Genomic DNA, 25,622 nt, shown 5'->3' on the forward strand with positions numbered 1-25,622 from the left:
TTAAATTAGAATAAATTTTCTGGCTTATCCAGAAAGCAAAATAAAAAAGAAGAACATGGCCTTAGAAATGAAAGTTCCATCCCCCGGTGAATCTATAACCGAAGTAGAAATCGCAGAATGGTTGGTAGAAGATGGGGACTACGTTGAAAAAGATCAGGCAATAGCTGAAGTCGATAGTGACAAAGCTACCCTGGAATTACCTGCTGAAGCTAGCGGGATTATAACGCTAAAAGCAGAAGAAGGCGATACCGTTGGTGTTGGTGAAGTAGTTTGCTTAATTGATACTGAAGCTGATAAACCAGGTGGAGGAGATGATGACAGCAAAGATGAAAGTGCAGAAGAAGAGGTAAAAGAAGAGCAGGAAGAAAAAGAATCTAAAGAAGATAGCGATAAGGCTCCAGCAAAAACTGAAAAGCCATCAAAATCTTCAACGCCTTCTCAGAAGCAAGATAGCCATGCTTCTGGTAGTCCATCACCGGCAGCTAAAAAGATCTTAGATGAAAAAGGAATAGACCCTAAATCTGTAGATGGTAGCGGTAGAGATGGTAGAATTACAAAAGACGATGCTGTACAGGCAAAAGCTTCTATGGGAACTCCCGGTACAGGAAAACGTGGAGAATCTCGTAAGAAAATGTCTATGCTTAGACGTAAGGTTGCAGAGCGTTTAGTAGCTGCTAAAAGTGAAACTGCTATGCTTACTACTTTTAACGAAGTAGATATGTCTTCAATCTATGCGCTAAGAAAAAAGTATAAAGAAGAATTTAAAGATAAGCACGGTGTAAGTTTAGGATTTATGTCTTTCTTTACTCTTGCTGTTGTTCGTGCTTTAGATATGTATCCTGATGTAAACTCTATGATAGACGGAGATTTTCAGGTAAAATATGATTATAAAGACGTTAGTATTGCCGTTTCAGGTCCAAAAGGATTGATGGTTCCGGTAGTGAGAAACGCAGAAAATTTAAGCTTTAGAGGAGTTGAGGAAGAAGTTAAGAGACTTGCACTAAAAGCTCGTGATGGTAAAATTACAGTTGATGAAATGACTGGAGGTACTTTTACTATTACTAACGGTGGTGTTTTTGGTTCGATGATGTCTACACCAATTATCAACCCACCACAAAGTGGTATCTTAGGAATGCATAATATTGTAGATCGTCCTGTCGCTATCGATGGCCATGTGGAAATTAGACCTATGATGTACGTGGCGCTATCATATGATCATCGTATTGTAGATGGTAAAGAATCTGTTGGTTTCTTAGTAGCAGTTAAAGAGGCAATTGAAAATCCAGAAGAACTATTAATGGATAATGATGTAAAAAGAGCTTTAGAGCTTTAAGAATTACGATCCATGTTCAAATAAAAAAGGGAAGCGAAAGCTTCCCTTTTTAAGTTTTAGTTGGTTAGGTAAATCTTTTTAATGATAATAAACCAGGCTAAGAATATTCATAATTAAAATACCTATTACTGCAACGACAAGAATGTATGATGCTGGATGAGGTTTTAAATATTTTTTCTTAGCGTAAAACATAAATCTAACATTGGTTGCTCAAATTTATATTTAATTAAGGAACCCTAAAAGGGGAGAAAACCCCTATTTTAAAAACAGCGTTTTAGATTTATAATCTATAATCGCTTTGCCTTTTTTTAGAATGTCAGCGCCAATAATCCCGTGTACTTTTTCAGCATCATGTTGTAATAAAGCCTCGTTTACATGGCGAAGATCGAAAAGAACAAGATCTATTTTTTTCTTCTTCCAACCTTTAATTTCAATTTTGTTTTTTTGCGAAATCTGAGTAAGCATATTTGATGCGCCCGCACCCGCCGCTTTAACATCACTGTCTTCTGGTAAAAGATCAAAATGCTCTATACTGTCTATGCCAACACAGGTACTCGATGCTCCTGTGTCTAAAATAAAATTTCCTTCAATCTTATTAATTTTAGCAACGATTTCTAGATGATTGGTTTTGGTGAACTTAAATTTTATGCTTTCATATCCTTTTTCTTTCAGGATTTTCTTAATACTCGCCATTCTTTTTAGTTTTGAACAAAGATAGGTTTTCAAAATAAATTATTTTTGCAAACATGATTATTACAGATACACATACACATTTATATAGCGAATCTTTTGATGAAGATCGTGAGGCAATGATACAGCGAGCAATAGATGCTAAAGTTGAGCGTTTTTTTATCCCAGCAATCGATTCTACTTACGCAGATAGAATGTATGATTTGGAAAAGTCTTTCCCCGAGCATGTTCATTTAATGATGGGGTTGCATCCCACTCATGTTCAAGAGAATTTTAAAGAAGAGCTTCAATTTATCGAAGATCAATTTCAGCAAAGAGATTTTATAGCAGTGGGTGAGATTGGTATCGATTTGTATTGGGATAAAAGCACGCTTGCCATTCAGCAGGAAGCTTTTAGATTTCAAATTAGATTAGCGAAGAAGTATAAATTACCAATCGTTATTCATTGTAGAGAAGCTTTTGATGAGGTTTTTGAAATTTTGGAAGAAGAAAAAGGAGAAGATCTTTTTGGTATTTTTCATTGTTTTACGGGAACCGAACAACAGGCAAAAAGGGCAATTTCATATAATCTGAAATTAGGAATTGGAGGGGTTGTAACCTTTAAGAATGGTAAGATTGATAAATTTTTGAACGCTATACCTTTAAGTAATATAGTTTTAGAAACCGATGCGCCATATCTTGCTCCAACTCCTTTCCGCGGAAAAAGAAATGAATCTGCTTACATTTTGAATGTTGCTGAAAAATTAGCGGAAATTTATGAGAAGCCTTTAGAAGAAATTGCTAAAATCACCACAGAGAATTCAAAAGATATATTCGGTATTTAAACTGAAATTAGTTAATTTTTTGTTCATTTGCTTAATAAGCCAGACACGTGCGAGACTTTGAAGATATAAGATTTTATAATGAAAAGGAGGTCCAGGAGGCCCTTCAGTATTACATTAAACATCCAATGATGAAGGCGCTTCTTCATTTTACATTTCCGGAGAAATCTTCCGAGGAAATTAAGGATATTGTGTTTAGCTGTAAAAGTATCCGGGATTTTCAAACTAAAATTATCTATCATTCGGTAGGAAAAATCATTGAAAAAAGTACGGATGGAGTTACCGATAGCGGGTTTGAAAAATTGAAGCCTGGAGAGTCTTATCTTTTTCTTTCTACGCATCGCGATATAATTTTAGATACTTCTTTACTAAATTATACTCTTTATAATCATGATTTGGTAATGACGGCTTCTGCTATTGGCGATAACTTGGTGCAGAAAACCTTTTTGATGGCTTTATCCAAATTGAACAGAAACTTTTTGGTACGCCGAAAATTGAGTCCTCGTGAAATGTTTAAAAGTTCTCTGGAATTATCTACTTTCATAAGAAAGATGCTGCTTGAAGATCAAAGATCGGTCTGGATGGCACAGCGTGAAGGTAGGACTAAAGACGGGAGCGATTATACGCAGCAGGGTGTGCTTAAGATGCTAGGAATGGCAAAAGGCGATTTAAGTTTAACTGAATATTTTGGGAAAATTAAAATTGTACCAATCTCTATATCGTATGAGTTTGATCCTACTGATGTTTTGAAAATGCCCGAGATTCTTTCTAAAAGAATGAAAGAAAAATATGTAAAAGCGCCAGATGAAGATTTTAAATCGATCATTCAGGGTATTTTAGGAATTAAAGGTAGAATTCATATTAACGCCGGAGATATAATGGAACCGGCCTTGTTTGATCAAATAGAAAATGATTTTGACTCTGTTAATGAGCAGTTAGGAGAAATAGCGAATAGAGTGGACAATCAAATCCATAAAAATTATGCGCTATGGCCGTCAAATTACATTGCTCAGGATTTATTAAATAATACAGAACTTTATACCTCAAAATATTCAGAGAAGGATAAAAGAAGATTCGAGAGACGTTTAAAACGTAGAGTAGATTTTAAAAATTCTCTGGAACTTAACAGTTATCTTTTGATGTATGCCAATCCTGTAATTAACAAAGAAGCGGTGGATGGCAACAAGGGCTAGAATTCTTTTAGTATATACTGGTGGGACCATTGGTATGATCAAGGATTATAGTACCGGTGCTCTTAAACCTTTTAATTTTAATGATCTTTTGCAGAATATTCCTGAATTGAATATTCTTGAAAATGAAATAGATACTTTAAGTTTTGAGCATCCTATAGATTCTTCAGATATGAATCCTGAGGAATGGAGAAAAATTGCAAAAATTATCTATGATAGCTACGAAAGTTATGACGGTTTTGTAATATTACATGGTAGTGATACGATGTCTTATACGGCTTCCGCGATAAGTTTTATGCTTGAGAATTTAAATAAGCCGGTGATTTTTACAGGGTCTCAATTACCAATAGGTGATTTAAGAACAGATGCTAAAGAGAATTTGATTACCAGTATACAGATTGCAGGTTTGCAAAAAAATGGATGTCCTGTTGTGACAGAGGTTGGGCTCTATTTTGAATATAAATTGTACAGAGCCAATAGAACAACAAAAATTAATGCAGAGCATTTTCAGGCATTTGCTTCGTTAAATTATCCGCCATTAGCTGAATCTGGAGTACATTTAGCAGTAAACTCTAAAATACTTTGGAAACAAAGCAGAAAGCAACAGCTAAAATTGCATGTTAATTTTAATACCGATGTACTTGTTTTAAAAATGTTTCCCGGTATTACTAAGGAAATAGTAAATCATATTTTTAGTTATCCAAATCTGAAAGGTGTCGTTTTAGAAACTTACGGCAGTGGCAATGCGCCAACACAAACCTGGTTTTTAGATTTGCTTGAAGAAAAAATAAGCAATGGTCTTAAAGTAGTTAACGTTACACAGTGTGCTGGAGGGAGTGTTGCGATGGGAAATTACGAAACTAGTGTCGCAATGAAGAAAATAGGTGTGGTTTCGGGTAAAGACATCACTACCGAAGCTGCAATTGCTAAATTAATGTACTTACTAGATAAAAATTTAACACAGAAAGTCTTTAAAACTATATACGAAACCTCATTGAGAGGTGAAATGTCGTAAAATTAACGAATCATACTTGATGGTGAACAAATTTTTTTGTTATTTGGCGCACCATTTAAAACATGAATATAGAGAGGTGGCCGAGTGGTCGAAGGCGCACGCCTGGAAAGTGTGTATACGCCAAAAGCGTATCGAGGGTTCGAATCCCTTCCTCTCTGCTGGTGTTTTTATTGAAAAATTATTTTTATATCTTTAACCCTTTAACTAATTAAATTAAGACAAACAGTAATGAAAAGATTATTTTCTATTTTGGTAATCGCTGCGATTATGGTGTTAGGTGCCGGTAATCTTAAGGCGGCAAACATGGTGAACACATTGCCAGGTACGTTAGCGACTTTCGTTCAACAGGACGATGAAGCTGCGGCAACGGCTGATGCAGACGAAGAAGAATCTCTAGGTTTTCATCAGGAATTAAAAAAACGTTTTATTGAAGGTGGTGCTGGATTTATGGGTATCGTTCTTCTTTGTCTTATTCTTGGTCTGGCAATTGCCATTGAGAGAATTATCTATTTAAACCTTGCCAGTACTAATACTAAAAAATTAGCTCGTAATGTAGAAGAAGCATTAAACAGCGGAGGTATTGAAGCTGCTAAAGAAGTATGTAGAAACACAAGAGGACCTGTTGCTTCTATTTACTATCAAGGGCTTGATCGCGCTAATGAAAGCATCGAATCTGCAGAGAAAGCAGTAGTAGCTTACGGTGGTGTTCAAATGGGTCAATTAGAGAAAAACGTATCTTGGGTATCTTTATTTATCGCTCTTGCTCCTATGCTTGGGTTTATGGGTACGGTAATTGGTATGATCCAGGCATTCGATAGAATTGAGGCTGCTGGTGATATGCAACCATCTCTTGTTGCTGGAGGTATTAAAGTAGCACTTCTTACTACGGTATTTGGACTTATTGTTGCGATTATCCTTCAGATTTTCTATAACTATATCATCGCTAAGATCGATAGTATCGTAAACGATATGGAAGATGCTTCTATCTTGTTAATCGATATGCTTGTAGATTACAAAAACAAAAAGAGAGTTTAATTAGATCTGACTATAAAAGTTATGACATTACATAAAATTTTAAAATATGTTGCGTTAGTTATTGGCGTGCTTGGGCTTATCTTTTTAGGTAGGGTTATTGCAGCCGGTGACGAAGCAATAGAGGCATCAGTTGATGTTCAAAATAGCGTTTTAGAGCCAATGATGTGGATTTCATATCTTGTTCTAGGAGTTGTTATAGCATTAGTTGTGATATTTGTGATTGCCGGTTTATTTAAAGGCAATATTAAAAATACCATTATAGGAATTGTAGCATTTGCAGTAGTTATTTTAATTGCATATTTCTCTACTAGCGGTTACGAGCATACTACAAGTACAGGTGAGTATGTAAGTGCGTCCACAGATCATTGGGCAGGAGCTGGTTTAGTAGCTTTTTACATTTTGGCTGCATTAGCAATTTTATCTATGGTATTTTCAGGAGTGAAAAAACTAATAAGTTAAGAACCTATGGCTAGAAGATCATCACCCGAAGTAAATGCGGGATCTATGGCAGATATTGCTTTCTTACTTCTTATCTTCTTCTTGGTAACTACAACCATCGAGACCGATAAGGGTATTAGTAGGAAGTTACCGCCATGGCAGGACGAAAATCAACCGGAGCCACCAAAGATTAAACAAAGAAATATTTTTACTGTTGTATTGAACAGTAATAATGATCTTTTGGTGGAAGACGAAGAGATGGAATTGAAAGATCTGCGTCAAGCTGCTTTTAATTTCTTAGATAACGGAGGAGGATCAGGAAGTGAAGCTTGTAGTTTTTGCCAGGGTGCAGGAAGTGCAGAATCCTCTGTAAACCCACAAAAAGCTATTATCTCTTTACAAAATAACAGGGGTACAGAATATGGTACTTATATCGCCGTTCAGAACGAATTGGTGGCTGCTTATAATGAATTAAGAGATAGAGAAGCTAAACGTTTGTACGGAACTACATTTGTTAATTTGGAGGCAGAGTATAATGATCCAAAGACAGGTGAAGGTAGAAAGGAGTCTTTAAAGGAGAAGATCGAATCTATTAAAGATTTGATTCCTCAAAAGCTTTCTGAAGCAGAGCCTAAAGGTTAACAGCCTTTTTAAAACTAAATTTAATTTGACCATTTATTATGTCTAAATTTAAAAAGAAAAAGTCTGGTGATTTACCTGCGATCAGTACAGCGTCGTTACCCGATATTGTATTTATGTTACTGTTTTTCTTTATGGTAGCGACAACGATGCGTGAGACTACGCTAATGGTTAAGAATTCATTGCCTACTGCAGATCAAGTTGAAAAGCTTGATAAAAAAGATTTGGTAATGTATATCTATGCCGGTAAGCCAAGCCAGAGATATCAGCAAAAATATGGTACAGAAGCTAGGATTCAGTTAAACGATAAGTTTGCAGATGTTAGTGAAGTACAATCTTTTATTTATTCTGAAAGAGATCAGAAAAGAGAAGAATTAATACCATATTTAACTACAGCTTTAAAAGTTGATAAAGAGACTAATATGGGACTCGTGTCTGATATTAAACAAGAACTTAGAAAAGCTGAAGCGCTTAAAATTAACTATACAACTATACAGGGTGATGCAACCCAAGCTCAGAATTAATCTGGCTGTCTAGTTTTAAATAGTATTAAAAACATCCCATCCTTATTTCAGGATGGGATGTTTTTTTATATTTACTTTGGATTGTAGGTATATCGATTTCATGAAATATAAATTTTTAATTTTCCTTTTTTGGGGTTTAGCTGCGCGTGCACAGCAAACTAATCCTGCTTTTGCCGATAGTATTCCTACAGTTATTGATAGTAGCTATAGGGAAGATCAATTTTATTTCGGTCTAAGTTTTAATTTTATCACAGATCAGCCAGAATTTTTGGATCAAAACGGATTCTCGGCAGGCTTGAGTGGCGGTTTTATACGTGATATCCCTTTAAATGAAAATCGAAATATTGGTATTGGAATTGGCCTTGGTTTGGCCTTTGATAGTTTTGGTCAAAATCTATTTATTGGTGAAGATCAAGATGGTAATAGTGTTTTTCGAAATTTAAATCAAGATGGGATTGATTATGATTCCAATCGTTTTAATACTTTTTTAATTGAAGCGCCAATTCAGTTTAGGTGGCGAACATCTACTTTCGATTCCTACAAATTTTGGCGTATTTATACTGGTCTTAAATTAGGATATATATATCATTTTCGGTCTATTTTAAAGCAAACAGGAAATACTGTGAAACAAAGCGATGTGCCAGAATTGGAAAGATTTAGGCTAGGTGCAAGTTTTACCTTTGGTTATAGTACGTTTAATTTTCAGATCTATTACGGTTTAAATCCGTTTTTTGATGGCGCTACAGTAGAGGGGGAAGATGTGAGTATTTCTACTTTACGAGTAGGTTTAATGTTTTATATTCTATAGCCAGTAATAAAAGAGCAACATTTGCGGTAAAATACCTGCTAAACATCCCAAGACCAGTTCTGTATTAGTATGAGCTTTTAAATAGAGTCTAGAACTAGCCGTTAAGCCAAGAGCTATTAAAAGTCCAGATGTGGCCAAAATTAAATTGATGTGAAAGTAACGGCTAAACGCTATTAAAAAGCCTGTAAAACCGGCTAATCCCATCATGTGTAGGCTAATTTTTATTCTGAATAACGTACATACATAAGCGATAGCAGTTGCTCCTAAAATTCCTACAAAATAGAAGTAAACCTCTGGATAATTATAGCGATCTAAAATTTGGTTAAGCACCATTAAGCAGAGAATGCTAAAAAAGAAAAGCGGCCATTTGCGTTCTTCAACTTCACTCAAAGCCATATTCGTTACCTTACCTAGGTTTTTCAGAAGAAAAAAAAATACTATCGGGATAAAGACTGTTATAATCGCTATGGCTAATAATTTAGCTCTAATTACCTCTTCAGGAAAAAATCGGGGAGTTAATGAGAAATATAGTAAACTGCCCGCAAATGGCATCCAAATGGGATGAAACAAATAGGAAGCAAGCTTTAAAAGTACTTTCATTAAATTTCTTTACGTAAACGTGCTACAGGAATATCCAATTGTTCTCTATATTTTGCCACAGTTCTTCTGGCTATCGGGTAGCCTTTATCTTTAAGCACTTTCGCAAGCTTTTCATCTGTCAGTGGTTTTTTCTTATCTTCCTCTTCAATAGACATTTCTAGGATCTTTTTAATTTCTCTTGTAGACACATCTTCCCCCTGATCGTTTTTCATTGATTCAGAAAAGAATTCTTTGATCAATTTTGTACCATACGGGGTATCAACATATTTGCTGTTTGCCACACGAGAAACGGTAGAGACATCCATTTCGATTTCATCTGCAATATCTTTTAGAATCATCGGTCTAAGATTACGCTCATCGCCGCTCAAAAAATATTCTTTTTGGTAATGCATAATAGCGCTCATAGTTACCATCAAAGTTTGTTGCCTTTGTTTAATGGCTTCAATAAACCATTTAGCAGCGTCCAGTTTTTGTTTTATAAACATTACCGCATCTTTCTGCTCTTTGGTTTTCTTTTTGCTCTCTTTGTAGCCTTTCAGCATATTACTGTAATCACGAGAAACGTGCATTTCTGGAGCGTTTCTTCCGTTTAGGCTAAGCTCTAATTCGCCATCTGCAATTTTAATTGTGAAATCAGGTATCACATGTTCTACCATTCTGGTGTTACCAGAATAAGCTCCACCAGGTTTAGGGTTAAGGTGACTTATTACTTCAATAGCATCTCTTAAATCGTCTTCAGAAATATCATGCTTAGAAAGCAATTTTGTGTAATGTCTTTTGCTGAAGTGATCGAAAGATAAATCGATAATTTCAGTTGCCGTTTTAACTGCTCGGGTTGCTTCTTTCCTTTTTAACTGGATAAGCAAACATTCCTGAAGGGAACGTGCACCAACGCCCGCGGGATCTAAATCCTGTACTTTTTTAAGCACTTTTTCAACGGTCTCCTCGTCAGTATACACATTTTGAGTAAATGCAAGATCATCTACAGTATCCTGGATGTTTCTTCTTATATAACCACTCTCATCAATACTTCCAACTAGAAATTCGGCAATCTCGTATTCGTTGTCGTTAAACCTTAAGGTGTTTAGCTGATTTCTTAAATGTTGGGTAAAAGAAATTCCTGCTGCATAAGGAACTTGTTTATCCTCATCGTCTGCGCTATAATTATTGGCTTGTAAGCGATAATTTGGGATTTCATCATCACTTAGATATTCATCTACATTAATATCTTCAGCATTAATCTCATTTTTATCATCAAACTCAGCTTCAGAATCTCTGTTTTCATACTCATCACCATACTCGTATTCTTCGCGCTGCTCGTCTTTTCCCGTTTCTAGCGCAGGATTTTCTTCAATCTCTTGTTTAATGCGCTGTTCAAAAGCCTGTGTAGGCAGTTGGATAAGCTTCATCAACTGGATTTGTTGCGGCGATAGCTTTTGTGATAACTTAAAATTTAATTGCTGTTTTAGCATATAAAGTTGTTTGCTTTATTCGATAATCGAGATTAAGAATGCATCTTACCAAAAGATAACTTCTAATCTAAATTTTTGATTCGCTATTCTGAACATTCCAGAATACCTTCTACACAAAAATACGGAAATGTTCGCTGATTGTACTTTGGCACAGTAGATGATTGTGGTAAATTTTTGTTAAGGATGCTAGCGCTTTTCTATAAATCTATAGAATTTCTTCGGGAATTTGATCTTAAACTCCTGGATTTCTGAATGGATCGGATGTTTGAATACTACGGCAGTAGACGCTAAAAAAAGACCTTTAGAAGTAGAAATTTCAGGAAAACCATACTGTTTTTCACCTAAAATCGGGAATCCATTTTTAGCAAGATGAATTCTTATTTGATGCGTCCTGCCTGTAATAGGTGTTGCTGCAACAAGGCTGAGATTGCTGTTTTTATAGCTTAATTTTTTTAAAAGCTTTACTGAAGTTTTCGCCTGTCTTTCTTCAATTTTATCTTCAAAAATCTGCTGATCATCTGGAAAAGCACCTTCTACGATCGCAGTGTACGTTTTCTGAATTTCTTTTTTCTGAAATTGCCTGTTTAACTCGATAAGTGCTTTATTGGTTTTGGCGCAAAGCAAGATTCCGCTGGTGGGATTATCCAAACGATGTGCTGGCTGCGGAACGTCTAACCGATCGATAACTTTAGAAGGCGATAAATTATATGTAAGTGCATTTTGAATAGTTTTGAAGTAATTTCCGCTAGTAGGATAGCCAGTAGGTTTGTTAATTACCGCTATATATTCATCTTCAAAAAGTACTTCCAGTTTTAAATTGAACGATTTTTGTTGAATTTCGGCTTGGAGTAGTTCAATTTTTTGCCCTTCTAAAACCCAATCTCCCGTTTGGCCAATTTTGCTGTCGACTAAAATTAGTTGTTTTTTAATGGCTTTTTTTATTGCGCTACGAGTGGTTAAAGATGCAAAAATAGTAGCAGCGTATTCTTGTAATCTAATAGTTTCAGATAATTTAGGAACAATATGCGTTTCTTTAATTTTCAAAAAAAATAAATTAAATAGGATTATTCCAACCAGCAAGTGCTGCATTGAAAGTGAAAATAAAGAATTTTATGATCACATAAAAAGAGGCTAAGATTCCTGCAATTTCGAGAATATTGAGAGCTTTAATTTTTTCAGTAATAGTTTCTAGATAAAGTGTCATACTGAAGAAGGATTGAAATGCAATTTAAATAAAAAACCTCACAGTTGAATCATGCTGTGAGGTTTGAAATTTTATAAGGATCTATAATCTAAAATTCTGCATTCTGCGGAGTTCTTGGGAAAGGGATTACATCTCTAATATTACCCATTCCTGTTACAAATTGTACTAAACGTTCAAAACCAAGTCCAAACCCACTATGTACACAAGTACCAAATCTACGAGTGTCTAAATACCACCAAAGTTCTTCTTCCTCGATTCCTAATTCTTCCATTTTCTCCTGAAGAACATCTAAACGCTCTTCTCTTTGAGACCCGCCTACGATTTCTCCAATGCCTGGGAATAGAATATCCATTGCACGCACAGTTTTCCCATCTTCATTTAAGCGCATGTAGAATGCTTTAATTTTGGCGGGATAATCAAATAAAATTACAGGGCATTTAAAGTGTTTTTCTACAAGAAAACGTTCGTGTTCACTTTGTAGATCTGCACCCCATTCTTCGATAATATATTTGAATTTTTTCTTTTTATTTGGTTTCGAATTTTTAAGAATTTCGATCGCTTCCGTATAACTAACGCGCTTAAAATTGTTTTCTAAAACAAAATTTAGTTTTTCGATTAAGCCCATATCGCTACGTTCTGCAGCTGGTTTAGATTTATCTTCATTCGCTAAACGCTCTTCTAAAAATGCAAGATCATCTTTACAATTTTCAAGAACATATTTTACCACGTATTTGATGAAATCTTCAGCAAGATCCATGTTTTGATCAAGATCACAGAAAGCAATTTCAGGTTCAATCATCCAGAATTCAGCCAGATGCCTTGAAGTATTAGAGTTTTCAGCTCTAAAAGTAGGGCCGAAAGTATAAATTTGACCTAAACCTAATGCGAAAGTTTCTCCTTCTAACTGCCCAGAAACCGTAAGATTAGTCTCTTTTCCGAAGAAATCTTTTTTATAATCTATACTGCCATCTTCGTTTTTCGGGGGATTTTTAAGGTCGAAGTTTGTTACTTTAAACATCTCGCCAGCACCCTCGGCATCACTACCGGTAATAATTGGGGTGTTTACATAATAAAAATTATTTTGCTGAAAATAACTGTGCACAGCAAACGATAATTTTGATCGAACACGCATAATTGCGCCAAATGTATTTGTGCGGACTCTTAAATGCGCTTGTTCACGTAACTTTTCTAAACTATGGCGCTTAGGAGAAAGAATAGTAAGTTTTACCTCCTCTGGGTTGGCATCGCCTAAAATTTTTACTTCTTTAGCTTCAACTTCAACGCGTTGTTGTTTACCTTCACTTTCTTTTAAAATTCCTGTGACGCTAATTGCTGCGCCAACGGTAATTCTTTTTAAAATTTCAGGATCAAATTTTTCAAAATCTATAACACATTGTAAATTATTAATGGTAGAACCATCGTTTAAAGCAACAAAACGATTACTTCTAAACGAACGCACCCATCCGCTAATTTTAAACTCCTGTAAAAACTGGTTACTTTCTAGTATTTCAGCAACTTTAGCCTGTATCATTTATTTTAGATTTAGAAAAGAAACAAAGATAAAAATTTCCCTTTAAGCCGCTAAGCTTTGCTCGATAATCGAGATTAAATACTGCTGGCGAACTTCAAAATTGGTGTTTTTCGTAAAATCAGGTTTTGATTCGCCGCTATGGTAATTTATTTTTCGATTTTATTGCTATTGTGTTCTTCGTCGTCTTTAGAGATTTCTTCTTCATCTTCCTCGGTCGCAATTATTCGCATTGCAGGCTCTTTAAGCGTTTCTTTATTCGCGATACTTCGTTCTAAAGATAGCAATAGCGAGGGTAGTAGTAAAAGATTAGACAGCATCGCAAAAAGTAATGTTGCTGATACTAATCCACCTAAAGCTACGGTCCCGCCAAAACTACTAATCATAAAAACCGAGAAGCCGAAGAATAACACAATTGAAGTATAGAACATACTTACACCGGTTTCTCTAAGGGCAGCATAAACCGAACGCTTAATCTTCCAATTATTAGCTTTAAGTTCCTGCCGGTATTTTGCCAAAAAGTGAATGGTATCATCTACAGAAATACCAAAAGCAATACTAAACACTAAAATGGTTGATGGCTTTATGGGAACACCTAAATATCCCATCATTCCCGCTGTTATTAGAAGCGGAAGTAAATTTGGGACAAGCGAGATTAAAATCATCCTAAAACTTCTAAACATCCAGGCCATTAGCAAAGCGATTAACACAATGGCCAGAGATAAGGAAACTACAAGGTTTTTGACCAAATAGGTTGTTCCTTTTTGGAAAACAAGTGCTTTCCCGGTCATGCTAACTTCGTAGCGTTCTTCAGGAAATATTTTATGAATTTTTGGCCAAAGACTGGTTTCGATTCTTTCCATCTCGTCGGTGCCAATATCCTTCATAAAAGTAGTGATTCTTGCATATTGCCCGGTGCTATCTACGTAAGTATTTACCAGATTATCGTTACCTTCCATTCCTTTGGTGTAAGGAATGATGAAGTTTTGCTCTTGTGAGGTAGGAAGTTGGTAATATTTTGGATTTCCGTTATAATACGCCTGCTTGCTATATTTTACCAATCGCGTAATAGAAAGTGGCTTGGAAAGCTGTGGTTCTTCAACAATTAGATTTTCCAGTTCTTCGATCCTTTTTAAACTGGAAGATTTTAAAACTCCTTTTGGTCGCTTGGTATCAATTAGAATTTCCAAAGGCATAATTCCGTCGAATTCCTGTTCAAAAAACTTCACATCTTTAAAGAAAGAAGCTTCCTGCGGCATGTCTTCCAATAAACTTCCGGAAATTTTGATATTGTAAATGCCTATAATGCTGGTTGCCAATAGCGCTACGGAAGTAAAATAAACCGCAATTCTATGGTTTCTTACCATCTTTTCCATCCAGTTTACAAAACCGCCAATCCATTGTCTGTTTAAATGTTTTAGATGTTTAGACTTCGGAATTTTCATATAACTGTAAACCACCGGAATGATAAGTAATGAAAGGATAAAAATGGCTATAATATTGATGGAGGCCACGATACCAAATTCCTTCAGTAATTTACTTTCGGTTAGAATAAACGTTGCAAAACCTGAAGCGGTAGTGATATTGGTCATTAATGTAGCATTCCCCACTTTAGCAATTACACGCTGTAGCGATTTGGCCTGATTACCATGTTTCTGGATTTCCTGCTGATATTTATTAATTAAGAAAATACAGTTGGGTATACCAATTACAATAATAAGTGGAGGTATAAGCGCCGTTAATACTGTGATTTCATAGCGCATTAAACCAATCGTTCCAAAAGCCCACATTACACCTATACATACAGTAAGCATAGATATAAATGTTGCTCTCAGTGATCGAAAAAAGAAAAAGAAAATTAAAGAGGTAACGCCTAAAGCAGCACCGATAAAAAGCCCAATTTCGTCTACAATGTTTTGTGAATTAAGTGTTCTTATATACGGCATGCCAGAGACATGCACATCCATCCCAGTGTCTTTTTTAAACTGTTTAATCATAGGAACCAGTTGGTCGACTACAAAATCTTTTCTGGCTTTTGAATTTACAATCTCTTTATTGAGATAAAGAGCACTTTGGATGGTGTTAGAGTGAGAACTGTAAACAAGATTCTCATAAAACGGCATTCTAGAGAAAAGCTCGTTTTCGTAGTTTGCAAGTTCTAAGCTGTCTGGTGATTCCTCTTCAATGAAAGGAACCATTTCAAAACGCTTGGGATCTTCGAATTTCTTAAGTTTCTTAAGATTTCCGATAGAAATTGCGTAATCTACTTCCGGGAATTTTTGGAGACTGTCGTTAAGATCTTTCCAGGCCTGAAAGTTTTTTTCCTGAAATAAGGTAGAATCCTTAATTCCCATAACAATTAGATTCCCTTCTTCTCCAAATTTATCCAGGAAATCATTGTATTCCTGGTTTACTTCATGATCGTCGGGTAATAGGTTAGCTTCGGTAAACGAGAATCGCATATACTTCCATTCCGAAGCAAAAAAAGCGGTTATACCAACAATAAGCAGGATAATAATAATTCTGTTACGTAAAATTAACCGGGCTACAGCGTTCCAAAAGCCAAAAGTGAAGATCTTAGACATGCGTAATTTTTAAGCGCGCGCAAAGTTAACAAAAGAGAACCTAATAATCAGAATTTTGAGAATTAAACTCAGATAATTTAAAACTTGATGTTTAAAGTGAATTTAAAAGCAAAATTTCGATTAAATCCGGGGAGATTATAAGCGCCATAACGATACGCTGTGGATAGACCAAAACCTGAAATGATATTATTAACCTCTAGTCCTGCCTCAGAGTATCCATGTTCCAAAGAATTGAAAGTGATATTTTGGTGGCGATCCATATTATCGATGTCTCCAATGGCATGCCGGCTAATTAAAACAATTTCGGGCTTAAAGAAATTGGAGAATTTAATAGGAGGTAAGGTATGTCTTAGATGGAGCATTGCTAGCCGATCGCTATAGAACTCGTTGTAATACATGGTTTCGAAGCTAGTCTTTCCTGCTATCGAAAATCTTTTTAAAATAGCTTCCTGTCGCGAAGAGTTGGGAAAGGCATGGAATGTATGCGTAAGTGGCAACGCACCTGTGGCATAATTTCCTTCTACGATTACTTCAGTTTTCGAAAGATTAAGACGTTTTAATTCATATTCGAATTTTAAACCAGTTCTTATAAAATCAAAATCGCCATCGGCAACACCAGACAGTCCTTTGTCAAACTGGAATGTAAATCTTGGGGAGTGCCCTTCTATCAATATAGATTTTTCCGGTGTTTTTAAATATTCACTAAAAGGTTCCCAGGTTAGAGAAACTCCAATTGTACTAATATTATACTCAGGATAATTTTCGCCCTCGTATGCAAAAACATAATCTTTTGCTCCCAAAACTTCGGTTTTGCTAAAGCGTATTTCAGAAGATAATTGCGGATTTATGCGATGTTCTAAACCTGCATAATATTCGCGATAATAATAGAAGAAATTAATATTTACAAACCTGGGCTCAAGCAAATAAAATTTTGGAGGAGCTTTTAAATAATTAAAACTTGCAACTTCTGCCATATCATTAGTATAGCCAAGAATTAAACTTGTTTGTGTTGGGCGGTTTAAGTAAATGTTTGCATCGATATTGTATTTTGATTTCTTGTCTTTAAAACCATAGACATAATAACCGCCTACACTAAATCGCTTAGAAAAATGATCATTGGTTTTTCCTCCAAAACCTAATCGAATTCCTTCATAATTATTGAATTTGAATAGCTTATTGAGTTGTAGATCCCATACTCCTAAAGGATAATAGCCATTAGCCATTGTTTTTTTTACCTCTATTTTTCGTGCAATATTTTTCGTGTTGATGATGCTATCAACATAATTCGCTGTAGCTTCGTCTTTGCTGGTGAATGGTTCTTTGCGGTTGTCAATCCAAAAGTTACTATCCCTATCGTTCGCATTTGGGTTAACTTTAATTTTTGCTGAAGTGTTCTTTACTTTTGGGACGCTATCAAGATTATAATCATAATTAACCGTAGTGGCATCTAAATATAGATTCTGCTGAATGGTGTCCTTATTGAAGATACTTGATATTGAAAGTCTGCGCTGTATAGTGCCTAAAGAGATACTTCCTCCAAAAACTGAGATATCTTTGCCACCACTACCTGGTTTTATTTTAATATCTCTTTTCTTTAGTAGCCACACATTTTTTGAATTTTCAAATTGATAATCTTCTTTAATTTCAAGATCAATTTGACCAATAAGGCGAGCTTCGGTTTTTTGAATTCCGAAGTTTAGGGTATCTAAATAGATCACACCTTCAAGGCTGGCAATGCGCTTTTCTCTTTTCGGTTTAAAATAGATTAGATAAGCCGGGCGATCACTATTTATGGTATCTAGAATACGATATTCGTAATTTTTAAAGGCATTTTCTGCTAGTGGGCCAGCATATTCTGTTTGAAAAATAGGGTATTTATTTTCGTAAAATGAAGTAGGATAAATATCCAGGCTAATTACCTCGTAGATCGGTTCTTCGAATCCAGCGGTTTCTAGTCCTAAAACTTCTTCTTTTTCACCCTGTTTTTTGTTATAAGAATATTTAGTTACTTTTTCTGAAAGATAAGCACGGGCAACATTTACTATCGTAGCAATTTCAGTATTAGTAGTATCTGTAGTTAGCTCAATAGGGTTTTCGTCGTTGTCAATGATAAATTTAGAATAAGAAGTATATTCAAAACCATTTAAAGCTTTCTTTGGATCGTTAATAGCTCTATTTGCTATTGCTTTTTGAATAACGCGATTTGCAGGATTTTTTGAAGAAGAAAGGTAAACCGTGTTTAGTTTCTCGTAATCTGGATAAAGCTGAAAAACCGTAAATTTCTTTTTAGTTGAAATTTCAAAATCTCTGGTATAAAATCCAAGATAAGAAATGGTGATTTTTAGGTCTTCTTTATTTTGGGCATTTATTTGAAAGCTTCCGTCTAGATTAGAAAGTTTTTGACTGCCATCTGGTAAAATGATCTTTGCATAAGCTAATGGCTCCCCGGTAATCGCATTGATTACTTTGCCCGGGATTTGTTGTGCGCTAACAAAAATACCGGAAAAGACAAAAAGAATGGTATAAACTAATCGCATATAGTATCCCCGGATTATAAAATGACATCAAAAAAAAGTCAAATTAAGTTTCGCTACAAACAGTAAAAAGCAAACTTAATTTGACTGTAAATAAAGAAATAAATTCCCGAATTATATGGTCATAATTTCTTTTTCTTTTGCCTCTAATATTTCTTCAATCTTGGCAATGTATTTATCTGTAAGTTCCTGTACTTCTGCTTCTGCATTCTTTTGTAAATCTTCAGAAACTTCAGCTTTTTTTAAATCGTTATTTGCAGTTTTTCTGTCATTTCTAACGCCAATTTTAGCGTCTTCAGCTTCAGCTTTTGCCTGTTTTACCAGTTGCTTTCTTCTTTCCTCTGTAAGCGGTGGAACGCTAATAATTACGCTTTCCCCATTATTCATTGGATTGAAACCAAGATTTGCAAGTAAAATTCCTTTTTCAATATTAGGAATTGTTCCTTTCTCGAATGGTTGTATAGAAATTGTTCGGGCATCAGGCGCGTTTACGTTTGCAACCTGATTTAAAGGTGTTTGAGAACCGTAGTATTCTACCATAACACTTCCTAGCATACTTGGGCTGGCTTTACCCGCTCTAATGTTTAGTAATTGTTTTCTAAGATGGGCAATAGCTTTTTGCATCCCTTCTTCAGCAGAATCTATAATTAATTCAATTTCCTCTTCCATGGTATATTGTCTATATTTTTAACTGTATGCTTTTATAAATTCACTTTTGTTCCTACATTTTCTCCTGTAACTACTTTTATTAAATTACCCGGGGTATTCATGTCGAAAACAATAATTGGTAACTCGTTTTCCTGGCTAAGAGTGAAGGCTGTGGTATCCATTACTTTTAGGCCTTTTCTAATAACATCATCAAAAGAAATAAAGTCAAATTTAGTTGCTTTTTTATCTTTCTCAGGATCTGCGGTGTAAATTCCGTCCACACGAGTTCCCTTCAAAATTACATCTGCTTTAATTTCTATTGCTCTAAGAACTGCAGCAGAATCTGTTGTAAAATATGGATTTCCTGTTCCACCACCAAAAATTACCACACGACCTTTTTCAAGATGTCTAATTGCTTTTCTTCTAATAAAAGGCTCGGCTACTTCGTTAATTTTTATGGCAGATTGCAATCTTGTTTCGATCTCTGCATCTTCAAGTGCACTTTGCAAAGCTAATCCATTAATAACCGTAGCAAGCATCCCCATGTGGTCTCCCTGTACACGATCCATTCCTTTACTTGCACCTGCAACACCTCTAAAAATATTTCCGCCGCCAATAACAATCGCTACTTCTATTCCCTGATCTATTACCGATTTCACTTCTTCAGCATATTCGGCTAATCGCTCTGGATCTATACCATATTGGCGATTTCCCATTAATGCTTCTCCAGATAATTTTAGTAGTACTCTTTTGTATTGCATGGCTTGTTTTAAAGATGATTGATGCAAATATAGCTAATATCTTAATTTGAAAAATCTTATCAATTAAAAATCTAAACCTTAAGAATAATTTAGTATTTCAAACGCTTGCCAAAGTGTCTAAGAAGCTAAAATGGCTGGATTTTTGTTATCATTAAATTGAAGTTATTTGAAAAAGAATAAAAGATGATTGGATATTATTTAATAGCAGGGATCATGTTTATCGTGAGCCTGTATGTAAGCAATAAGCTTAAAAGTAAGTTTAAGAAGTATTCCAAAATGCAATTGCAAAATGGAATGAGTGGTAAAGAGATTGCTGAAAAAATGCTGCGTGATAACGGAATTACAGATGTAAATGTAATTTCTACACCCGGTATGCTTTCAGATCATTACAATCCCAGTAAAAAAACGGTTAACCTTAGTGAGGGTGTTTATTCGCAACGAAATGCAGCTGCAGCAGCGGTTGCTGCTCACGAATGTGGCCACGCAGTGCAACATGCTAATGCTTATGGCTGGTTAAAAATGCGAAGTGCGCTAGTTCCGGTAGTAAGTGTGGCTTCAAACTTATCACAATGGGTGATATTGGCAGGTTTGGTATTGCTTTATACCAGCACCATGGGGCCGACTATTTTCTTTATCGGAATTGTACTTTTTGGATTAGGAACGCTGTTTAGTTTTATAACACTTCCTGTAGAGTACGATGCGAGTAATAGGGCTTTAGCTTGGTTGGAAACCGAAAACATGTTAACTGGTCAAGAACACGATGCAGCAAAGGATTCTTTAAAATGGGCTGCAAGAACTTATGTAGTTGCGGCTCTTGGATCGCTCGCGACCCTTCTATACTTCATAGGAATTTTTATGGGTTCCAGAGATTAAAATATAATATACGATTTAGGCGAAAAGCAGGTAATATTTTTTACCTGCTTTTTTTATTTCACGAGGTATTTTCTGAATTGCATTAAATTATTAGCAGTTTTAAGGCTTTAATTATTTAATTTTGAGACAGCCTGCGAAGATTTAAAATGCCCGAATGAACAAGAAATTATTTTTACTACTTATATTTTGCACCTTTTTTCAGATCCAATCTTTTGCACAAAAGGATATAGCAAAACCCGTTTTTCGGGATTCCGCTCAAGCAATATTTTCATCGTCGATCTCAGAAAGTCGATTGGTGCCCCCAAAAAATGAACACAAAATATATAATCCTAGAAATCGCGGAATTAATAAAGTTATTCCCGGTAAAGGATACCCAAAGGGAGTAGATCCTGCTTTGCAAAGCAAGAAAGGTTTAGTGCCTTCTAAGCTGCCATCGTTATCTTTTGATGCAGTTACCACTCGTTCTACACCATCTGATCCTACGGGTGTAGCAGGATTAAATCATTACCTAAATGCATGGAATTCTGCGTTTTCGATCTATGATAAAGAAGGTAATATTCTTATGCAGCCCGCTTCTTTGGCAAGCATAGGTGGAGAATTTGAAGGCGAAACTTTAGGAGACCCTATCGTGGTTTACGATCAATTTGCAGATAGATTTTTAATAAGTCAGTTTAGCGATACTCCCAATAGTTTTTTAATCGCAGTTAGTAGAGGTTCAGATCCCGTTAATGATGGATGGTATACCTATCGTTTTTCTACAAATAATGTGCTGCCAGATTATCCTAAAATTTCGGTTTGGAGTGATGGATATTATATTACCACAAACAAGAATTCTAATACAGCAGACCAAAGTCAGGTAATTTATGTGATGGAGCGTGATCGTATGTTGATAGGAGAAACAGCGCAGTTTGTCTCTTTTCCTTTGCCGGGGATAGAAACTAATGGATTTTATAGTCCTGCTGGTTTTAATGCAATGGGAGAAAATATGCCGCCTAGAGGAAATGCACCAATTATCTACCTTCAGGACGATGCGTGGGCAGGAGTGCCAGAAGATCATTTAAAAATTTGGCTGGTTAACGTAGATTGGGAAGATTTATCTAATTCAACTATAGAAGAATCTCAGGAGTTAGGTTCATCTAGCGGCGTGTCGCCATTTACGGCAACTTTCGATGGAGGATCTTTCAGTAATTTATCTCAGCCAAATGAAGCTCCAGATATAGACGCTTTGCAGGCAACCATGATGTATATGACGCAATATCGAAGATTTGCCGATCATAATTCAGTAGTGATGAATTTTGTGGTAGATGTAGATCCTACACAAGCCGAGCATGCCGGGATTAGGTGGTATGAATTAAGACAATATAGCGACGATGGCGAGTGGAGTGTTTATCAAGAAGGAACATATGCACCAGATAAAAGTGATCGTTTTAGCGGGAGTATTGGTATAGACGATATGGGGAATATTGGTTTGGGATTTACGATTTTGGATGACAGTCCTGCAAACCCTATTTATCCTTCTATAAGATATACTGGCAGGTATAGAGATGACGAGTTGGGTGTAATGACGCTAGAGGAGCAAAGTATTGTGGAAGGGAATAGTCCTAATCCCAGTACACGATATGGAGATTATGCGCATCTAACCGTAGATCCACTTGATGGTTTAACCTTTTGGCATAATGCCGAATACTTTGAAGGAAATAATCGAATTAATAGGATAGCGAAATTTAGGTTAGCTCCAGATTTTACCAGAGACGTGGGTGTTACTGAAATTTCGGCACCAATAGATGCGACGCTTGGAGAAAATGAAAGAATAACAATAACCTTAAGAAATTTTGGTGCAAACTCGCAATCGAATATTCCTGTGAGTTATACTTTAGATGGGAAAACAGTAACCGAAATTTTTACAGACAGGATTGAGGGATCTTCTTCGGAAAAATTTACATTTTCAGAAACCGGAAACTTTTCAGAAATAGGTAGAAGTTATGAGGTCTTCGCTAGAACAAATTTAGAAGGAGACCAAAATTCAGAAAATGATACGATTACAAAAATAGTGCAAAATTTACCGCCAAATGATGTTGGTGTTACCGCTATTAATGCACCATCAACCAAAGAGAATTTAGGCGATAACGAGCAAATTTCAGTCACTATAGAAAATTTTGGAGGAGAAGCTCAAAGCAATATCCCCGTGTGGTATCAAATAGGTAACAATAATCGGGTTGAAGAAATTTTTGCTGGTAGTGTTACTGTGGGCGAAAATTCAGTTTTTAATTTTCAACAAAATGCTAATCTTTCTAAAGATGGTCGTTACCGCATAACGTCTGGTACAGCTTTAGAGAACGATTTTGATACAACAAATGATGTAGAGCAGGCCTTTGTTGCAAATCTTAATTGCATTCCAGAAGGTTCAGATTGCAGCTATGGCGACGGTATTTCTTATTTTGAACTTGGTGATATTTTGAATGAACGCATCCCTTGTAGTAATGGGTATAGCGACTACATTACTTTTTCTACAGATCTAGATCGATCTGAAGATACTTACACACTTACTGTTCAAACCTTTTTTAATCCAGACGAAGATGAAGAAAAATTTTCAATGTGGATAGATTTGAATGATAATGGTGAATTCGAGGCCAATGAGCGCCTTATTTCTTCAGAGCCACTTTTGGCTTCTAATACCTCCTATTCATACGATTTTAGTCTTCCTGAAAATGCGCCTCTAGGTCAGCATTTATTAAGAATTAGAGCAGGCGATACTAGTTTTGATGGTGAGCTAAATAATCCATGTAATGTGATGGATTATGGTACTACACACGACTATTCAGTAAATATTATCGATTCTAGTTTAGATATCGAGGACTTTATTCTGAATGAAGCCGAATTAATAGTTTTAAACGAAAATAATGGTAAGTATCGTGTAGTTCTGGAAACAAGTTATAAAGAGCCACTGCGTATTACTGTTCACAATGTACTAGGTCAAAAAATGCTAGAGAATAAAGTTGAAAATACCGAAGATGGATATGTTTACGACCTAGATATGTCTTATGCAGCGCGTGGTGTATATTTAGTGAGAATAGGAACCAGAAAAGTGGGGAAAGTGAAACGATTTATAGTGAAATAAAAGGTTATAATAAGATAGCTCTTGCTGTGAAAATTAAGAAAGCTATTTTTGCCCAAAATCGAAATTCATGAAGATAATTTCCTATAACGTAAACGGAATCCGTGCCGCGGTAAGAAAAGGCTTTTTAGATTGGATACAACAGGCAGATCCAGATGTAATTTGTATTCAGGAAATAAAGGCAAATCCAGATCAATTAAACTTAGATGAATTTACCGAAGCGGGTTATCCTTACCAGTACTGGTATCCGGCTCAGAAAAAAGGTTACAGTGGTGTTGCAATTTTAAGCAAAATAGAACCTAAGCATGTAGAATACGGTACAGGGATCGATTATATGGATTTTGAAGGTCGAAATATTCGAGCTGATTTTGAGAATTGCTCTGTGATGAGTTTATATTTACCTTCAGGAACCAACATAAATAGATTGGAATTTAAGCTTCAGTTTATGGCCGATTTTCAGAAATATATCGATAATCTTAAAAGTGTAGTTCCTAATCTTGTAATTTGTGGTGACTATAACATTTGTCACGAAGCAATCGATATTCACGATCCGGTTCGGCTTAAAAATACATCAGGTTTTCTTCCGGTAGAGCGCGAATGGATCGATAATTTTATGAAAAGTGGGTTTATAGACAGTTTTAGGTATTTTAATGACGAGCCAGATCAGTATTCCTGGTGGAGCTACAGAGCGAATGCAAGGGCAAATAATAAAGGATGGCGAATCGATTACAATTTAGTTGCAGAGCCTTTACAAGAAAAATTAAAACGCGCCGTTATATTACCAGAAGCCTATCATAGCGACCATTGTCCTATTTTAGTAGAGCTGGAATAATTAAATTTTACAGAAATGAAAAGAACCATATTAGCTATTTCAGGAAGTGTTTTAATGCTTACTTCCTGTGTTTCATCAAAAGTTTATAAAGATCTAGAAAGTAGGCATGCCGATCTAAAACGTGAAAATCGAGAGCTCAATTCAGAATTAGATCGATTAAAAGGTGTAGATGAAGAATTAGCTGAATTAAAATCTGAACACGAAAGTCTTACTGCTGAAAGGGATAAACTTAAAAGTGATTTGGCTAGCCTGCAATCTAATTACGATAACTTAAAGAGTTCGTATGATGCCTTAGAAGAAAATTCTTCCGCAGCAATTGCAGAAAATTCACGTCAAAATCGTGAATTATTAGCGCAGCTTGAAGAAAAAGAGAAAGCACTCGCTGCTGAACAGGCAAGATTAGAAAAACTAGAGAAAGATTTGGCAGCTCGCTCTAAACGAGTGAATGAGTTAGAAGGTTTAATCGCAGCCAAAGACGCTAAGATGAATGCTTTAAAAGATGCAATTTCTAAAGCATTAACAGATTTTGAAGGTAAGGGGCTTACCGTAGAGCAACGTGACGGGAAAGTATATGTTTCTATGGAAAACAAATTACTTTTCAATTCTGGTAGCTGGGCGGTAAATACAGATGGTCGCCAGGCGGTAAATCAGTTAGGGAATGTACTGGCTCAAAATCCAGATATTAGTGTGTTGATCGAAGGGCATACAGATAATGTTCCTTACGGTGGCAATGGGCCGTTAAAAGATAACTGGGATCTTTCTACAAAAAGAGCCACTGCGATCGTACAGATTTTAAGAGAAAATAACAGTATCGATCCACAGAACTTAACTGCAGCCGGGCGTGGTGAATATGCTCCTGTTGCTAGTAACGATACGGCGGAAGGAAAAGCGAAAAACCGTAGAATCGAAGTGATCTTAACACCAAAATTAGATGAGGTGACCAAGCTTTTAAATGAAGTAGACTAATATTTTCTACG

23 protein-coding genes and 1 tRNA gene are annotated in these 25,622 nt (G+C 35.8%); 14 read left to right on the forward strand and 10 right to left on the reverse strand.

From position 1 onward, the window contains the following. Positions 1–55 precede the first annotated feature (55 nt). Entirely contained in the window at positions 56–1,333 is a 1,278-nt protein-coding gene (gene odhB / locus PBT89_RS01230; RefSeq protein ID WP_270059531.1) for a 2-oxoglutarate dehydrogenase complex dihydrolipoyllysine-residue succinyltransferase, read from the forward strand. A 255-nt stretch (positions 1,334–1,588) separates the two neighbouring features. Here the strand turns inward: odhB and PBT89_RS01235 are convergent, their stop codons facing one another. Further along, positions 1,589–2,026: a retropepsin-like aspartic protease gene (locus PBT89_RS01235; protein ID WP_270063044.1), complete on the reverse strand. Its 438-nt coding sequence runs from the start codon at positions 2,024–2,026 to the stop codon at positions 1,589–1,591. 53 nt (positions 2,027–2,079) lie between these two features. Here PBT89_RS01235 and PBT89_RS01240 point away from each other — a divergent pair, with 53 nt between their 5' ends. From PBT89_RS01240 to PBT89_RS01280, 9 genes are all read left to right on the forward strand, one after another. Further along, entirely contained in the window at positions 2,080–2,847 is a 768-nt protein-coding gene (locus PBT89_RS01240; protein ID WP_270063045.1) for a TatD family hydrolase, read from the forward strand. A 47-nt stretch (positions 2,848–2,894) separates the two neighbouring features. Further along, positions 2,895–4,037: a 1-acyl-sn-glycerol-3-phosphate acyltransferase gene (locus tag PBT89_RS01245; RefSeq protein WP_270059528.1), complete on the forward strand. Its 1,143-nt coding sequence runs from the start codon at positions 2,895–2,897 to the stop codon at positions 4,035–4,037. Then, on the forward strand, positions 4,021–5,049 hold the full coding sequence (locus tag PBT89_RS01250; RefSeq protein ID WP_270063046.1) for an asparaginase: 1,029 nt from the start codon (positions 4,021–4,023) through the stop codon (positions 5,047–5,049). The genes PBT89_RS01245 and PBT89_RS01250 overlap by 17 nt, the downstream gene beginning before the upstream one ends. Positions 5,050–5,119: 70 nt before the next feature. Continuing rightward, a tRNA-Ser gene (locus PBT89_RS01255) sits at positions 5,120–5,207 on the forward strand. 70 nt (positions 5,208–5,277) lie between these two features. Further along, a complete protein-coding gene (locus PBT89_RS01260; protein WP_270059526.1) occupies positions 5,278–6,084 on the forward strand; it encodes a MotA/TolQ/ExbB proton channel family protein in 807 nt (268 codons plus the stop codon). A 21-nt stretch (positions 6,085–6,105) separates the two neighbouring features. Beyond that, positions 6,106–6,543 carry a hypothetical protein gene (locus PBT89_RS01265; protein WP_270059525.1) on the forward strand — a complete coding sequence of 146 codons (438 nt, stop codon included), beginning with the start codon at positions 6,106–6,108 and terminating at the stop codon, positions 6,541–6,543. Between the two features lie 6 nt (positions 6,544–6,549). After that, positions 6,550–7,164, forward strand: coding sequence for an ExbD/TolR family protein (locus PBT89_RS01270; RefSeq protein WP_270059524.1), 615 nt, complete (start codon positions 6,550–6,552; stop codon positions 7,162–7,164). Positions 7,165–7,202: 38 nt separating this feature from the next. Next, positions 7,203–7,685 carry an ExbD/TolR family protein gene (locus tag PBT89_RS01275; RefSeq protein WP_270059523.1) on the forward strand — a complete coding sequence of 161 codons (483 nt, stop codon included), beginning with the start codon at positions 7,203–7,205 and terminating at the stop codon, positions 7,683–7,685. A 100-nt stretch (positions 7,686–7,785) separates the two neighbouring features. Then, on the forward strand, positions 7,786–8,493 hold the full coding sequence (locus PBT89_RS01280; RefSeq protein ID WP_270063047.1) for a porin family protein: 708 nt from the start codon (positions 7,786–7,788) through the stop codon (positions 8,491–8,493). Here the strand turns inward: PBT89_RS01280 and PBT89_RS01285 are convergent. The 9 genes from PBT89_RS01285 to pyrH form a co-directional block, all read right to left on the reverse strand. Next, entirely contained in the window at positions 8,488–9,093 is a 606-nt protein-coding gene (locus PBT89_RS01285; RefSeq protein ID WP_270063048.1) for a hypothetical protein, read from the reverse strand. The genes PBT89_RS01280 and PBT89_RS01285 overlap by 6 nt on opposite strands. Further along, on the reverse strand, positions 9,093–10,565 hold the full coding sequence (rpoN, locus tag PBT89_RS01290; RefSeq protein WP_270063049.1) for an RNA polymerase factor sigma-54: 1,473 nt from the start codon (positions 10,563–10,565) through the stop codon (positions 9,093–9,095). Before rpoN ends, PBT89_RS01285 begins: the two co-directional genes overlap by 1 nt. Before the next feature lie 186 nt (positions 10,566–10,751). Continuing rightward, complete coding sequence (locus PBT89_RS01295) at positions 10,752–11,609, reverse strand: RluA family pseudouridine synthase (protein WP_270063050.1); 858 nt, start codon at positions 11,607–11,609, stop codon at positions 10,752–10,754. A gap of 10 nt (positions 11,610–11,619) precedes the next feature. Continuing rightward, positions 11,620–11,769, reverse strand: coding sequence for a hypothetical protein (locus tag PBT89_RS01300; RefSeq protein WP_270063051.1), 150 nt, complete (start codon positions 11,767–11,769; stop codon positions 11,620–11,622). Positions 11,770–11,857: 88 nt separating this feature from the next. Continuing rightward, positions 11,858–13,300, reverse strand: coding sequence for an asparagine--tRNA ligase (gene asnS, locus PBT89_RS01305; RefSeq protein ID WP_270063052.1), 1,443 nt, complete (start codon positions 13,298–13,300; stop codon positions 11,858–11,860). 146 nt (positions 13,301–13,446) lie between these two features. Next, the gene (locus tag PBT89_RS01310; RefSeq protein WP_270063053.1) at positions 13,447–15,882 is read right to left on the reverse strand and encodes an efflux RND transporter permease subunit; all 2,436 of its coding nucleotides are present in this window, start codon (positions 15,880–15,882) and stop codon (positions 13,447–13,449) included. 77 nt (positions 15,883–15,959) lie between these two features. Next, the gene (locus PBT89_RS01315; protein ID WP_270063054.1) at positions 15,960–18,419 is read right to left on the reverse strand and encodes a DUF5686 family protein; all 2,460 of its coding nucleotides are present in this window, start codon (positions 18,417–18,419) and stop codon (positions 15,960–15,962) included. Positions 18,420–18,530: 111 nt separating this feature from the next. Then, positions 18,531–19,085 carry a ribosome recycling factor gene (gene frr / locus PBT89_RS01320; RefSeq protein ID WP_270059515.1) on the reverse strand — a complete coding sequence of 185 codons (555 nt, stop codon included), beginning with the start codon at positions 19,083–19,085 and terminating at the stop codon, positions 18,531–18,533. Between the two features lie 32 nt (positions 19,086–19,117). After that, positions 19,118–19,825 carry a UMP kinase gene (gene pyrH, locus PBT89_RS01325; RefSeq protein WP_270059514.1) on the reverse strand — a complete coding sequence of 236 codons (708 nt, stop codon included), beginning with the start codon at positions 19,823–19,825 and terminating at the stop codon, positions 19,118–19,120. Between the two features lie 183 nt (positions 19,826–20,008). Here pyrH and PBT89_RS01330 point away from each other — a divergent pair, with 183 nt between their 5' ends. The 4 genes from PBT89_RS01330 (at position 20,009) to PBT89_RS01345 (ending at position 25,611) form a co-directional block, all read left to right on the forward strand. Next, entirely contained in the window at positions 20,009–20,698 is a 690-nt protein-coding gene (locus PBT89_RS01330) for a zinc metallopeptidase (protein ID WP_270059513.1), read from the forward strand. A gap of 154 nt (positions 20,699–20,852) precedes the next feature. Further along, positions 20,853–23,816, forward strand: coding sequence for a GEVED domain-containing protein (locus PBT89_RS01335; RefSeq protein ID WP_270063055.1), 2,964 nt, complete (start codon positions 20,853–20,855; stop codon positions 23,814–23,816). A gap of 67 nt (positions 23,817–23,883) precedes the next feature. Further along, complete coding sequence (locus PBT89_RS01340; RefSeq protein WP_270059511.1) at positions 23,884–24,645, forward strand: exodeoxyribonuclease III; 762 nt, start codon at positions 23,884–23,886, stop codon at positions 24,643–24,645. A 15-nt stretch (positions 24,646–24,660) separates the two neighbouring features. Further along, a complete protein-coding gene (locus PBT89_RS01345; RefSeq protein ID WP_270063056.1) occupies positions 24,661–25,611 on the forward strand; it encodes an OmpA family protein in 951 nt (316 codons plus the stop codon). Positions 25,612–25,622: the final 11 nt, after the last annotated feature.

Origin of the sequence: Zunongwangia sp. HRR-M8, assembly GCF_027594405.1 — a bacterium.
Lineage (GTDB): Bacteria > Bacteroidota > Bacteroidia > Flavobacteriales > Flavobacteriaceae > Zunongwangia.

What these genes read in the sequence shown, in the direction of transcription:
- rpoN (WP_270063049.1), bottom strand. Translation starts at nt 10,565, where the DNA reads ATGCTAAAACAGCAATTAAATTTTAAGTTATCACAAAAGCTATCGCCG.
- PBT89_RS01250 (WP_270063046.1), top strand. Translation starts at nt 4,021, where the DNA reads ATGGCAACAAGGGCTAGAATTCTTTTAGTATATACTGGTGGGACCATT.
- PBT89_RS01270 (WP_270059524.1), top strand. Translation starts at nt 6,550, where the DNA reads ATGGCTAGAAGATCATCACCCGAAGTAAATGCGGGATCTATGGCAGAT.
- PBT89_RS01235 (WP_270063044.1), bottom strand. Translation starts at nt 2,026, where the DNA reads ATGGCGAGTATTAAGAAAATCCTGAAAGAAAAAGGATATGAAAGCATA.
- PBT89_RS01285 (WP_270063048.1), bottom strand. Translation starts at nt 9,093, where the DNA reads ATGAAAGTACTTTTAAAGCTTGCTTCCTATTTGTTTCATCCCATTTGG.
- PBT89_RS01265 (WP_270059525.1), top strand. Translation starts at nt 6,106, where the DNA reads ATGACATTACATAAAATTTTAAAATATGTTGCGTTAGTTATTGGCGTG.
- PBT89_RS01310 (WP_270063053.1), bottom strand. Translation starts at nt 15,882, where the DNA reads ATGTCTAAGATCTTCACTTTTGGCTTTTGGAACGCTGTAGCCCGGTTA.
- PBT89_RS01280 (WP_270063047.1), top strand. Translation starts at nt 7,786, where the DNA reads ATGAAATATAAATTTTTAATTTTCCTTTTTTGGGGTTTAGCTGCGCGT.
- PBT89_RS01335 (WP_270063055.1), top strand. Translation starts at nt 20,853, where the DNA reads ATGAACAAGAAATTATTTTTACTACTTATATTTTGCACCTTTTTTCAG.
- PBT89_RS01315 (WP_270063054.1), bottom strand. Translation starts at nt 18,419, where the DNA reads ATGCGATTAGTTTATACCATTCTTTTTGTCTTTTCCGGTATTTTTGTT.
- odhB (WP_270059531.1), top strand. Translation starts at nt 56, where the DNA reads ATGGCCTTAGAAATGAAAGTTCCATCCCCCGGTGAATCTATAACCGAA.
- PBT89_RS01330 (WP_270059513.1), top strand. Translation starts at nt 20,009, where the DNA reads ATGATTGGATATTATTTAATAGCAGGGATCATGTTTATCGTGAGCCTG.
- PBT89_RS01260 (WP_270059526.1), top strand. Translation starts at nt 5,278, where the DNA reads ATGAAAAGATTATTTTCTATTTTGGTAATCGCTGCGATTATGGTGTTA.
- PBT89_RS01240 (WP_270063045.1), top strand. Translation starts at nt 2,080, where the DNA reads ATGATTATTACAGATACACATACACATTTATATAGCGAATCTTTTGAT.
- PBT89_RS01275 (WP_270059523.1), top strand. Translation starts at nt 7,203, where the DNA reads ATGTCTAAATTTAAAAAGAAAAAGTCTGGTGATTTACCTGCGATCAGT.
- PBT89_RS01345 (WP_270063056.1), top strand. Translation starts at nt 24,661, where the DNA reads ATGAAAAGAACCATATTAGCTATTTCAGGAAGTGTTTTAATGCTTACT.
- PBT89_RS01300 (WP_270063051.1), bottom strand. Translation starts at nt 11,769, where the DNA reads ATGACACTTTATCTAGAAACTATTACTGAAAAAATTAAAGCTCTCAAT.
- PBT89_RS01340 (WP_270059511.1), top strand. Translation starts at nt 23,884, where the DNA reads ATGAAGATAATTTCCTATAACGTAAACGGAATCCGTGCCGCGGTAAGA.
- pyrH (WP_270059514.1), bottom strand. Translation starts at nt 19,825, where the DNA reads ATGCAATACAAAAGAGTACTACTAAAATTATCTGGAGAAGCATTAATG.
- asnS (WP_270063052.1), bottom strand. Translation starts at nt 13,300, where the DNA reads ATGATACAGGCTAAAGTTGCTGAAATACTAGAAAGTAACCAGTTTTTA.
- frr (WP_270059515.1), bottom strand. Translation starts at nt 19,085, where the DNA reads ATGGAAGAGGAAATTGAATTAATTATAGATTCTGCTGAAGAAGGGATG.